This is a genomic window from Streptomyces sp. NPDC046335 (assembly GCF_055587985.1).
The window spans coordinates 43,583-54,818 of the sequence record NZ_JBVJFF010000002.1; the positions used below are offsets into that span (position 1 = coordinate 43,583).

11 protein-coding genes are annotated in these 11,236 nt (G+C 73.5%); 6 read left to right on the top strand and 5 right to left on the bottom strand.

Going from position 1 to position 11,236, the window contains the following annotated elements; genetic code table 11:
- Positions 1–91 precede the first annotated feature (91 nt).
- Positions 92–1,303, top strand: a complete 1,212-nt coding sequence (locus ACZ6JY_RS03995; protein ID WP_469192016.1) for a threonine aldolase family protein — start codon at positions 92–94, stop codon at positions 1,301–1,303.
- On the opposite strand, the gene ACZ6JY_RS04000 is transcribed toward ACZ6JY_RS03995, so the two are convergent.
- Complete coding sequence (locus ACZ6JY_RS04000; protein WP_469192017.1) at positions 1,242–1,487, bottom strand: hypothetical protein; 246 nt, start codon at positions 1,485–1,487, stop codon at positions 1,242–1,244. The two genes, ACZ6JY_RS03995 and ACZ6JY_RS04000, sit on opposite strands and share 62 nt — an antisense overlap.
- Positions 1,488–1,815: 328 nt before the next feature.
- Between ACZ6JY_RS04000 and ACZ6JY_RS04005 the strand changes: the two genes are divergently transcribed.
- Positions 1,816–2,922 (top strand): DUF5937 family protein, encoded by a 1,107-nt coding sequence (locus ACZ6JY_RS04005; protein ID WP_469192019.1) that lies wholly within the window; start codon positions 1,816–1,818, stop codon positions 2,920–2,922.
- A gap of 164 nt (positions 2,923–3,086) precedes the next feature.
- Positions 3,087–4,250: a serine hydrolase domain-containing protein gene (locus ACZ6JY_RS04010; protein WP_469192021.1), complete on the top strand. Its 1,164-nt coding sequence runs from the start codon at positions 3,087–3,089 to the stop codon at positions 4,248–4,250.
- 34 nt (positions 4,251–4,284) lie between these two features.
- Here ACZ6JY_RS04010 and ACZ6JY_RS04015 read toward each other — a convergent pair whose 3' ends face one another.
- Both ACZ6JY_RS04015 and ACZ6JY_RS04020 read right to left on the bottom strand, forming a co-directional pair.
- Positions 4,285–4,956, bottom strand: coding sequence for a response regulator transcription factor (locus ACZ6JY_RS04015; RefSeq protein ID WP_469192023.1), 672 nt, complete (start codon positions 4,954–4,956; stop codon positions 4,285–4,287).
- A 50-nt stretch (positions 4,957–5,006) separates the two neighbouring features.
- Positions 5,007–6,212: a sensor histidine kinase gene (locus ACZ6JY_RS04020; protein WP_469192025.1), complete on the bottom strand. Its 1,206-nt coding sequence runs from the start codon at positions 6,210–6,212 to the stop codon at positions 5,007–5,009.
- A 105-nt stretch (positions 6,213–6,317) separates the two neighbouring features.
- Here ACZ6JY_RS04020 and ACZ6JY_RS04025 point away from each other — a divergent pair, with 105 nt between their 5' ends.
- The gene (locus tag ACZ6JY_RS04025) at positions 6,318–7,325 is read left to right on the top strand and encodes an SAM-dependent methyltransferase (protein ID WP_469192027.1); all 1,008 of its coding nucleotides are present in this window, start codon (positions 6,318–6,320) and stop codon (positions 7,323–7,325) included.
- Between the two features lie 22 nt (positions 7,326–7,347).
- On the opposite strand, the gene ACZ6JY_RS04030 is transcribed toward ACZ6JY_RS04025, so the two are convergent.
- Entirely contained in the window at positions 7,348–8,511 is a 1,164-nt protein-coding gene (locus ACZ6JY_RS04030) for an NADH-quinone oxidoreductase subunit D (protein ID WP_469192029.1), read from the bottom strand.
- A gap of 57 nt (positions 8,512–8,568) precedes the next feature.
- Here ACZ6JY_RS04030 and ACZ6JY_RS04035 point away from each other — a divergent pair, with 57 nt between their 5' ends.
- The gene (locus ACZ6JY_RS04035) at positions 8,569–9,078 is read left to right on the top strand and encodes a PH domain-containing protein (protein ID WP_469192031.1); all 510 of its coding nucleotides are present in this window, start codon (positions 8,569–8,571) and stop codon (positions 9,076–9,078) included.
- 44 nt (positions 9,079–9,122) lie between these two features.
- Positions 9,123–10,472, top strand: coding sequence for a PH domain-containing protein (locus ACZ6JY_RS04040; protein WP_469192983.1), 1,350 nt, complete (start codon positions 9,123–9,125; stop codon positions 10,470–10,472).
- A gap of 43 nt (positions 10,473–10,515) precedes the next feature.
- Here the strand turns inward: ACZ6JY_RS04040 and ACZ6JY_RS04045 are convergent, their stop codons facing one another.
- Positions 10,516–10,908, bottom strand: a complete 393-nt coding sequence (locus ACZ6JY_RS04045; protein WP_469192032.1) for a hypothetical protein — start codon at positions 10,906–10,908, stop codon at positions 10,516–10,518.
- Positions 10,909–11,236: the final 328 nt, after the last annotated feature.

Genomic DNA, 11,236 nt, shown 5'->3' on the forward strand with positions numbered 1-11,236 from the left:
CTAACGCGATTGGCGGCTGCCACGTCTTCCGCTGTCCACAGGCTGTGGTTATTAGTGTGACTGGGCCGGGCGGGCGAGTCATGCTCTGGGCATGACTTCGAACGAAGCGGTACAAGCGCCCCTCCAGGACCGGACCGATCCCCCCGGCGCCGACGGGGAGCCGGACATCCAGGCGCGGCGCTTGGCGGCGGAGCGTGGCGCCACCCGTACCCTGACCCGCTCGCACGCGCACACCCCGCTCGCCGAACGCTTCTCCGCGCTCGCGGCCGCGGCCACCGAGGTCGTCGGCCCGGGGGAGTCCGCGGACATCTACGGGAACGGCGTCGTCGCCGCCCTGGAGGACGAGGTCGCGCGCCTGCTCGGCAAGGAGGCCGCCGCCTTCTTCCCTACGGGCACCATGGCCCAGCAGGTCGCTCTGCGCTGCTGGGCGGGCCGTACGGGGAACACGACCGTGGCGCTGCACCCCCTGGCTCATCCCGAGCTCCATGAGGGAGGTTCCCTGGGCACGGTCAGCGGTCTGCGCACGGTGCATCCGACGACCGCGCGGCGCCTGCCCACGGCCGACGAGGTACGGGACTTCGCCGAGCCCTTCGGGACGCTGATGCTGGAACTGCCGCTCAGGGACGCCGGTTTCGTCCTCCCGACGTGGGAGGAGCTCGAAGCGGTGGTGGAGGCGGCGCGCGAGCGGGACGCGGTCGTCCACTTCGACGGCGCCCGCCTGTGGGAGTGCCCCACCCATTTCGGCCGCCCCCTGGCGGAGATCGCGGACCTCGCGGACACCGTGTACGTGTCGTTCTACAAGTCCCTCGAAGGGCTGAGCGGCGCCGCGCTCGCGGGGCCCCGCACGCTTGTGGAGGAGGCGAAGGTGTGGCGTCACCGCTACGGTGGCCAGCTCTTCCAGCAGTACCCCGCCGCCGTCTCGGCCCTGCTCGGTCTGCGGCGCGTGCTGCCGCGGCTGCCCGACTACGTGGCCCACGCGCGCGTGGTGGCCGAAGCGCTGCGCGAGGGGTTCGCCGCCGCCGGGGTGCCCTGGTCGCGCGTGCACCCCGAGCGCCCGCACACCCACCAGTTCCAGGTCTGGCTGCCGTACGAGCCCGGCGTGCTGGACGAGGCCTCCATCGGGCAGGCGGAGGAGACCGGGACCCAGCTCTTCGACCGGTGGTTCCCCGACGGGCCGCCCGGCCTCTCGGTCACGGAGGTCACCGTGACCGATGAGGGCCTGGCGTGGACGGCCGACGACGTCAGGGAAGCGGTCGCGGAGTTCGTGCGACGGATTCCCGCCGACGGCGCGCGTCGCGGATGAGTCCGGTCAGCGCGGAGCGGATGCGGCCGTGTGCGGGGCGTTCCGCGATGACGGCCCGGAAGCGGCCGTAGTCGCGGATCTCGCGGACGGCCTGCCAGTCGTGGCGGCCCGGCGCGGGCGGCCACGGCCGGCCGTGCTGGGCGGCGCGGTAGGTGTCGAGCAGGTGCTGCTGGGTGACGCTCATGACGTACTCCCTCACATGACAAATGGTACTTAACGGGCATCAACGGGCTGGTGGTGCCGCGCTGACCGGTGGACGGACGGGCCGGCCGCGGACGGCGGATCGGCGGGCGTGGGTGAGTGGGACGCGGATCGCCGAACGGCGGGCCGGCCGCGGGACGGCTCGGCGCGAAGGCCGCTCCGGCCGTAGGTGTAGGTCATCGGCGACGGCGGCGCTGCCGTGCTCCTTCGATGACCCCACACTGCTCCCGCGGCTCCACCGCCGTCGCGTCGATTGACGACGCTCGTCAATCGACGGCCGCGCTGTCAGTGGCGCGGTGCACCATGGGGCCATGAGCGTGCGCATCGACATCACCGGGCTGTCCCAGGAGCGGATTCACGTCGTGCCCTCGCCCCTGGCCGAGCTCGGCATGGCGCTGCACGCGCTGTCCGAGCCGGGCCACCACCCGGGGCTCCAGGGCTGGGCGACAGCCGTCTCCGCGCGCCTCGACCCCTGCCTCGCGGACCGCATGTGCGAGGCCGACTTCCTGTGGCGCTCGACGTTCTCGGACGTGTTCGCGCCCTTCGCCGGACTGCCCGGCCAGAGCGCGCTCCCCGCGGCCACGCTGGCCGAGGAGCTCGACCAGCTCGACAAGCTCACCGACGAGCAGTTCGTGGACGCCGCCCTGGAGTTCACCTGCCAGTCGACGTACGCGGAGCCGGACCGCAACCTCCTGGCGGACCCCGTCGTGCAGCAGCGCGCGCTGGACCTGGCCGCGGCCCGCGGGCCCCACCAAGTGCGGTTCACCCGGCGGCTCCTCGACGACCCGCCCGCCGTCCGCACCTGGCTCCGCACGCTGCTCCAGGACTGCGACGAGGCGTTCTTCGCCGACACCTGGGCCCGCCTGAGCCACCAACTCGCCGCGGACGCCCGGCACAAGACCGAGCTGCTGCGGCGCAAGGGCCTCGGCGAGGCGCTGAAGTCGATCTCCGGAGCGGTCTCCCTGGACGGGAGCGGCCACCGCATCACCATCGACAAGATCACCGATGGGCAGACGGCCACCGGCCACGGCGGTCTGGTGTTCGTGCCGACCAGCCTCGGCTGGCCGCACCTCATGGTGCTGCACCGCAGGGGCTGGCAGGCGTCGATCACGTATCCCGTGAGCGCCCCCGGCCTCACGGCGCCGCCCACCGTGGAGCAGCTGACCCGCCGCATGTCAGCGCTGGCGCACCCGGTGCGGATGCGGCTCTGCCGCCACCTGGCGCGCGGGTCGTACACCACGGGCGAGCTGGCCGACGCGCACGGCATGACCGCACCGGAGATATCCCGGCACCTGACGGTGCTGAAGAAGGCCGAGCTGGTCACCACGCGCCGCCGCGGGCGCTATGTGCAGCACCAGCTCGACATCAGCGTGGTCTCCCGCCTCGGCAGCGACTTCATCGAGGGCGTCCTGCGCTAGCCGATACGGGGGGCACGCCCGGGGGTTAGCCCCACCGCGGGCCGACCGGGCAGCAGGATCGCCCCGGGCCGCCGCCGACGGAAAAGCTGGGTCCGGCAAGCCGCCGGGGTTTCCCGGCGACCCCGTAGCGACAGCCCGTAGCGACAACCCCGAGGAGTCGGCCCGTGCGTGAGCAGGCAGAGCAGAGGCATCGTCCGTCCGAGCGGCGGCGAGGCGGCCGTCGTGGAGCCCTGACGGTCGCGGCCCTGATGACCGCCGCGGCCATGGCGTCGGCCGCCCTCACGCAGCCCGCGGCGTCGGCCACCGCCGCGCCCGACACCGTCCGGCAGGGCCTGCACGCGCTGGTGCGCTCCGACGGCGTGCCCGCCGCACTGGCGAGCGTCGAGGACCGCGCGGGCCGCGCCCGCACCTACACCGCGGGAACCGGCGACCTGGCGACCGGCGCGAAGGTGCCGAGGGACGGGCAGGTGCGGATCGGCAGCAACACCAAGGCGTTCACCGCCGTGCTGGTACTGCAACTGGTCGGCGAAGGGAAGATCGGCCTCGACACACGGATCGAGACCTATCTGCCGGGCCTCGTCCGCGGCGAGGGGATCGACGGCCGCCGCATCACCGTCCGCCGGCTCCTCCAGCACACCAGCGGCCTGCCCGACTACGTCAGGTACCTCTCCGATGAGGTCCGGTACTACGCCCCGCGCGACCTCGTCCGCCTCGCCCTGGAGCACGAGGCCGAATTCACCCCCGGCAAGAAGTGGGCGTACAGCAACACCAACTACGTCCTGGCCGGCCTCATCGTCGAGAAGGTCACCCGCCATCCCCTGGCCCACGAGCTGGAGCGGCGCATCATCGGGCCCGCCCGGCTGCACCACACCTACTTCCCCGCCCCCGGCGACTCGACCATCCGGGAACGCCACCCCAGGGGCTACGACAGGGACGCGGCGGGCGCCCCGGTCGACGTCACGGAGTACGACCCCTCCTGGGGCTGGTCGGCGGGCCAGATGATCTCCACCAACTCCGACCTCAACCGCTTCTACGGCGCACTCCTCGGCGGCCGTCTCCTCAAGGAGGCCCAGCTCGCCGAGATGCGCACCACCGTCCGCGCCGACTACTTCGGCCGCGGCGCGCGCTACGGCCTGGGTCTCGTGCGCAGGCCGCTGTCGTGCGGCGGCGTCTACTGGGGCCACGGCGGCAGCACGACGGGGTACGAGACCCGGGGCGGCGCCACCGACGACGGCCGGGCCGCCAACGTCGCGGTGACCACGCAGCCCTCCGACAAAGCCGTCATGGACCACGTCGACGCCGTCGTGGACAAGGCCCTGTGCCGCTGAACCGGGGAGCCCGGGAAAGCCCCCTGGCGGGGCTCTAGGAGCCGCCCCCGGCCCGCACCAGGCCGGTCTCGTAGGCGAGCACGACGACCTGGACCCGGTCCCGCAGCCCCAGCTTCGTCAGGATGCGGCCGACGTGCGTCTTCACGGTCGCCTCCGAGAGGACGAGCCGCGCCGCGATCTCGCCGTTCGACAGGCCCTGCGCGACCAGGATCATGACCTCGCGCTCGCGCTCGGTGAGGCGCTCCAGCTCCTTGTGCTGCGGCTGTCCGCCCGCGTTCGGCAGCATCGGCGCGAAGCGGTCGAGCAGGCGCCGCGTGGTGGACGGCGCGACCACCGCGTCACCGCTGTGCACCGAGCGGATGGCGGTGAGCAGCTCGCCGGGCGGTACGTCCTTGAGCATGAAGCCGGACGCGCCGGCCTTCAGCCCCGAGAAGGCGTACTCGTCGAGGTCGAAGGTGGTCAGGATCAGCACCTTCGGCGGGTTCTCGCCCTGGCAGATGCGCCGGGTCGCCTCCACGCCGTCCAGCTTGGGCATGCGCACGTCCATCAGGACGACGTCGACCGCGGTCGACCGCAGGACTTCCAGGGCCTCGACCCCGTCGCCCGCCTCCGCGACGACCTCCATGTCCGGCTGTGCGGCGAGCACCATCCGGAACCCGGTGCGCAGCAGCACCTGGTCGTCGACGAGCATCACGCGGATCGACATCAAGGGAGTCCCTTCGGGGGTATGCCGTTGACAGGTGTCATCGGTGGACATCAATGAGTGGGCTTGAGGGGCAGCAGGGCGCTGATCCGGAAGCCGCCGCCGGGCCGCGGGCCCGCGTCCAGCGTGCCGCCGACCATACCCACGCGCTCCCGCATGCCGATCAGGCCGTGCCCTCTGCCGTCGGCGCCGCCGTCCTCGTACAGCTCGTGCGGGGCGCCCTTGCCGTCGTCCTCGACGAGCAGTCCCAGGCCGTCGTCGAAGTAGACCAGGCGCACGCTCGCCCCTGCCTTCTCGCCGCCGTGCTTGCGCGTGTTGGTCAGCGCCTCCTGGACGATGCGGTACGCGGTGAGCTCGACGCCGCTGGGCAGCGGGCGCGGGGTTCCCTCGACCTTGTAGTCGACGGGCAGGCCGGACGTGCGCACCTGTTCGATGAGCTCGTCGAGCTGCTCGACGTCGGGCTGCGGGACGTACTCGGAGCCCTCCTCGGGCTCCCCGGTCCGCAGCACGCCGAGCAGGCGCCGCATCTCCGCGAGAGCCTGGCGGCCGGTCCCGGAGATCGTCTCCAGGGCCTTCTTGGCCTGGTCGGGCGCGGCGTCCAGGACGTACGCGGCGCCGTCGGCCTGGACCACCATCACGGAGACGTTGTGCGCGACGACGTCGTGGAGCTCGCGCGCGATCCGCGCCCGCTCGGCCGCCACCGCGACCTTGGACTGCGCCTCGCGCTCCTTCTCCAGCCGGTCGGCGCGCTCCTCCAGCTGGGCGAGGTAGGCGCGGCGGGTGCGGATGGAGTCGCCGAGGACCCAGGCGAGGGCGAAGGGCACGATCTGGAACGCCGTGATGAAGACGGTGCCGATGACGCCCAGGTCCCCCGTGGGCCAGCGCATCATCGCGAGCGGGGCCGCGCACAGGCCGCCGATCAGCGCGAACCGCGAGGCCCACTTCGCCCCGTCGGTCGCCGCCGTGTAGATGATCACCAGCATCGCGAAGTTCGCGGGCAGCGTCTCCACGTCGAAGACGAGCTGGAGGAAGCCGATGACAGCGGCGAGCACCAGCATCTTCTCGGGCGCCCGCCGGCGCAGCGCGATCACCAGGCAGAGCCCGAGAGTGGCGGGGATCGCCCCGATGTGCGGCTCGTAGCGGCCGTCCGCCTCGGGCACGGAGACCAGACCGATCCCGGAGATGCCGAGCAGGACGAGAGCCCAGAAGCCGTCGACCCCGGTCGGGTGTCTGCGGAGGAAGTCATAGAGGCGCTGCACGTAACCCAGCGTAGGCAGGCCCATGGCGCCCCGGGGTCAACCGGAGGTGCGATCCGTATCGGGCGCGTGTACTCCCCAAGGTGGAGGCCCGCTTAGCCTGCGGTCGTGACGAACGACGAGCAGAGGAGCCCCGCCGCCGTCCCGCGCGGCTGGCGCGAGGCCTCGGAGACCGCTCTGTACGGGCCGGGCGGCTTCTACCGCCGCCCGGAGGGACCCGCCGGACACTTCCGCACCTCCGTGCACGCCTCGCCCCTGTACGCGGCCGCCGTGGCGCGGCTCCTGTGCCGCCTGGACGGTGTTCTCGGCCACCCGGACGAGCTGGCCTTCGTCGACATGGGCGCGGGCCGGGGAGAGCTGACGGCGGGGGTCCTCGCCGCTCTGCCCGCCGAAGTGGGGGCACGCGTGCGTGCGTACGCGGTGGAGCGCGCGGAGCGGCCCGCCGGGCTCGATCCGCGCGTGCGGTGGCGGTCCGCTGCCCCGGCCGGCGTCACGGGGCTGCTCTTCGCCAACGAGTGGCTGGACAACGTCCCCCTGGACGTCGCCGAAGTGGCCGCCGACGGCACGGCACGCCGCGTCCTCGTGAGCGACGACGGCACGGAGTCCCTCGGCGGTCCCGTGGAGGGGCGGGACGCCCGCTGGCTCGCCCGCTGGTGGCCGCTGGGCCCCGAGCCCGGCCGGCGGGCGGAGATCGGGCACCCCCGCGACGAGGCGTGGGCGGCGGCCGCAGCAGCCCTGGAGCGCGGCCTGGCGGTCGCCGTGGACTACGCGCACCTCCGGGAGGCCCGGCCGCCCTTCGGGACGCTCACGGGCTTCAGGGCGGGCCGCGAGACGGCACCCGTGCCGGACGGAAGCTGCGACATCACGGCGCACGTGGCGCTGGACGCCTGCGCGCCGGCCGGGGCCGCGCTGCTCAGCCAGCGGGCGGCGCTCGGCGCGCTCGGGGTGAGCGGCGGCCGCCCGCCGCTGGCCCTGGCCTCCAGCGACCCCGCGGCCTACGTACGCGCGCTGGCCCACGCCGGAGAGGCCGCCGAGCTGACGGCACCCGGCGGGCTCGGGGACTTCCGGTGGCTGCTGCAACCGGTCGGCATCCCGGACCCGCTGCTCACGCCCTGACGCGGAGGCGCCCTGGGCGGCGCTACTTGTCGATGTCGCCGACCACGAAGAAGAGCGACCCCAGGATGGCCACCATGTCCGCGACCAACTGGCCGGGCAGGAGTACGGCCAGCGCCTGGATGTTGTTGAACGAGGCCGACCGCAGCTTCAGGCGGTACGGCGTCTTCTCGCCCTTGGACACCAGGTAGTAGCCGTTGATGCCGAGAGGGTTCTCGGTCCACGCGTACGTGTGGCCCTCCGGTGCCTTGAGGACCTTCGGGAGGCGCTGGTTGACCGGGCCCTGCGGGAGCTCCGCGAGCCGGTCGAGGCAGGCGTCGGCGAGGTCGAGGGCGTTGTGGGTCTGCTCAAGGAGGCACTCGAAGCGGGCCAGGCAGTCGCCCTCCTCGCGCGTGACGACCTTCAGGGTGTCCTGGAGTTCGCCGTACGCGAGGTAGGGCTCGTCGCGGCGCAGGTCGAAGTCGACCCCGGAGGCGCGGGCGATGGGGCCGCTCACTCCGTAGGAATGCGCTGCCTCGGCCGTGAGGACGCCGACGCCGCGCGTACGGCCACGGAAGATCTCGTTGCCGAGCACCAGACGGTCGTACACGTCCATGCGCGAACGCACCGACGCGACGGCCTCCCGCGCGCGCGTGGTCCATCCGGCGGGCATGTCCTCCTTGAGGCCGCCCACGCGGTTGAACATGTAGTGCATGCGCCCGCCGGAGATCTCCTCCATGACGTTCTGGATCTCCTCGCGCTCGCGGAACGCGTGGAACACGGGGGTGATCCCGCCCAGTTCCAGGGGGTAGGAGCCGAGGAACATCAGGTGGTTGAGGACGCGGTTCAGCTCCGCGAGCAGGGTGCGCGTCCACACCGCGCGCTCGGGCACCTCCATGCCGAGCATCCGCTCGACGGCCAGCACGACGCCCAGCTCGTTCGAGAACGCCGACAGCCAGTCGTGGCGGTTGGCCAGCATCACGATCTGCCGGTAGTCCCTGGCCTCGAAGAGCTTCTCCGCACCGCGGTGCATATAGCCGATGACCGGCTCCGCGTGCTGGATGCGCTCGCCGTCCAGGACGAGGCGCAGGCGGAGCACACCGTGCGTGGACGGGTGCTGGGGGCCGATGTTGAGCACCATGTCGGTGCTCTCGGCCGCGCCGCCGATGCCGAGCGTGGTCTGCGTGGTGGTCTCCGTCGTGGGACTCATGCGCCCAGTCTCCCTCACGCGCCCCCGGGTGTCGGAGGTCGTACGTACGCTTGAGGCATGGACACGGGGACGGCAGAGCCCGCACGACCGGCGGGGGCGCACGAGGGACCGGTCTGGACGGGGCTGCCGCGCGGCCTCCTGAAGATGCGGCGGCTGCTGCTCGTGGTCTGGATGGTGGCGCTCGCCGCGGCCGTCGGCGTGCTGCTGGGCCTGTTCGCGGGCCCCGCCTGGGCCGCCTTCGCCCTGCTGCCGCTCGCCGTGGCCGCGTGGGGCTGGTGGATGCTGGAGCGGAACTGGCGCTCGTGGCGGTACGCGGAGCGCGTCGACGACCTGCTGATCAGCAGGGGCGTGCTGTGGCGCGAGGAGACCGTCGTGCCGTACGGCCGGATGCAGCTGGTCGAGGTGACCTCGGGCCCCGTGGAGCGGCACTTCGGGCTCGCGGGCGTCCAGCTGCACACCGCCGCCGCGGCCACCGACGCGCGCATCCCGGGGCTGCTCCCCGAGGAGGCCGAGCGGCTCCGCGACCGGCTGACCGAGCTGGGCGAGGCCCGATCGGCGGGGCTGTGAGCGGCGACGCGTCCGTGGCGGACGGGGTCGCGGAGGACGGGGCCTTGGAGGACGGGGTCGCGGAGGAAGCGGCGGTCAAGGGCGGTCCGCCGGGCGGCGGCGCGGTCCCTGAGCGGCGGCTGCACCCCGTCACGCCGCTGCGCCGCGCGTGGGCGCCGTTCGCGATCCTGGTGGGCTGGGCGGTCCACGACCCGAACGGCACACAGCAGCGCCTCTCCGAGCTGACCGCGACCACCCTGCTCATCGGCAGCGCGGCCGTGGTGCTCGGCGGAGCCGCGTACGGCCTGCTGAGCTGGTGGTTCACCCACTTCGCCGTCACCGACACCGAACTGCGCATCCGCACGGGCCTGTTCTTCCGGCGCACCGCCCACATCCGGCTCGACCGCCTCCAGGCCGTCGACGTGACGCGGCCGCTGCTCGCCCGCATCGTGGGCGTCGCCAAGCTGAAGCTGGACGTCGTCGGCGCGGACAAGAAGGACGAGCTGGCCTTCCTCGGCGAGCGGGAGGCGGCCGAGCTGCGGGCCGAACTCCTCGCCCGCGCGGCCGGTTTCGCCCCCGAGCAGGCCCGCGAGGTCGGCGAGGCCCCGGTGCGCGGCCTCCTGCACGTACAGCCGCGCATGCTCGCCGTCTCCCTGCTGCTGACCGGCGGGCCCTGGGTGATGCTGATGGCCGCGGTGGTCGTGCCGGCCTTCCTGTGGTTCGCCACGCACAGCGTCTGGACCGTCCTCGCGACGGCCCTGCCGATGCTGGGCGGCGCGTTCGCGAGCAGCGGCGGGCGCTTCATCACGGAGTACGACTGGACGGTGGGCGAGTCCCCCGACGGCCTGCGCATCGACCACGGGCTGCTCGACAAGGCCCACGAGACGGTGCCGCCGGGCCGCGTGCAGACCGTGCACGTCGTACAGCCGCTGCTGTGGCGGCGGTACGGCTGGGTTCGTGTGGAGCTGGACGTGGCGGGCTCGTCCAACAGCGTCCTGGTGCCGGTGGCGCCGCGGGAGCACGCCGAGGCGGTGATCGGGCGCGTCCTGCCCGGGGTCCGCGTGCCGGAGGCCGCCGAGCTGGTGCGGCCGCCCGCGCGCGCGGCGTGGTGCGTCCCCTTCTGGTGGAAGGGGTACGGCATCGCGGTCACCGACGCGGTCTTCGCGGCCCGGCACGGCCTGTTCAAGCGCCGCCTCTCCCTGGTGCCGCACGCCAAGGTGCAGAGCGTGCAGCTCTCGCAGGGCCCCTGGCAGCGCTACAAGGACGTGGCCGACGTACGGGTCCACACCGGCGCCAACAAGACCGTGACGGCACGGCTCCGCCCGGCCGCGGAGGCCGCCGAGCTGCTCCAGTCCCAGGCGGACCGCTCCCACACGGGCCGCCGCGAGGCCCGCCCGGACCGCTGGATGGCGTAGCCCCGGCGGGCGGCCGGGACGTCCGTTTCCGGCAGGCCGGGCGCTAGGCGCGCAGTGCCGTCCGGAGGCCGGCCACGTCGATCTGCTCGGTTTCGTCGTGGGCCGTCAGGTCGATGACCTGGCCCACGCCGCGTGCCGCGTCGGAGTCGGGCGCGGCCTTGAACTCCGCCTCGGCCTCGGCCTTGTGCACCGCGAGGGCCTCCTCGCCGACCACGTCGGCGAGGTCCTCGTTCTGCACGGTCTCCAGCGCGCCCGGGACGACGTTCTTGTTGCCGAAGAAGTCGAACCCGCCCTGCGGTACCGGGCGGCGCGCCTGCACGGGCGGCGCGACGGCGACCGCGCGCTCATGCCCCCCGTATCCGTCGGCCGCCCCGGGCTTCCCCCGCGACTCGTCCTCCGCTTCCGGCGCCGGGGTGGGCTCCGCTCGCGGCGTCATGGCGGGTTCCGCTCGCGGCGTCATGCGGTCGAGCGCGGCGTTGGCCCGCTGGAAGAGCGAAGGCGTCGGACCGGCGCCCGGAAGCGCGGCGGCCCGATCAGGGACGGCACCGGCACCGGCGGCCGGAGCGGCTCCCGCACGCGGGCTCTCCGCACGCGGGCTCTCCGTACGCGCTGCGGAGCCTTCCTTGCGCGGGGCGGCGCTCTCCGTACCCGCGGTGGGGGGGGGGGGTCCCGGCCCCACCGCGGGTAGCAAGGTCGCCATGCCCTGCAACAAGTCCTCCGGGCCCCCCCTCCGCAGTGTGGGGGGCAGGGAAGGGGCCTCGAGG

What these genes read in the sequence shown, in the direction of transcription:
- ACZ6JY_RS04045 (WP_469192032.1), bottom strand. Translation starts at nt 10,908, where the DNA reads ATGACGCCGCGAGCGGAGCCCACCCCGGCGCCGGAAGCGGAGGACGAG.
- ACZ6JY_RS03995 (WP_469192016.1), top strand. Translation starts at nt 92, where the DNA reads ATGACTTCGAACGAAGCGGTACAAGCGCCCCTCCAGGACCGGACCGAT.
- ACZ6JY_RS04035 (WP_469192031.1), top strand. Translation starts at nt 8,569, where the DNA reads ATGGACACGGGGACGGCAGAGCCCGCACGACCGGCGGGGGCGCACGAG.
- ACZ6JY_RS04015 (WP_469192023.1), bottom strand. Translation starts at nt 4,956, where the DNA reads ATGTCGATCCGCGTGATGCTCGTCGACGACCAGGTGCTGCTGCGCACC.
- ACZ6JY_RS04030 (WP_469192029.1), bottom strand. Translation starts at nt 8,511, where the DNA reads ATGAGTCCCACGACGGAGACCACCACGCAGACCACGCTCGGCATCGGC.
- ACZ6JY_RS04000 (WP_469192017.1), bottom strand. Translation starts at nt 1,487, where the DNA reads ATGAGCGTCACCCAGCAGCACCTGCTCGACACCTACCGCGCCGCCCAG.
- ACZ6JY_RS04005 (WP_469192019.1), top strand. Translation starts at nt 1,816, where the DNA reads ATGAGCGTGCGCATCGACATCACCGGGCTGTCCCAGGAGCGGATTCAC.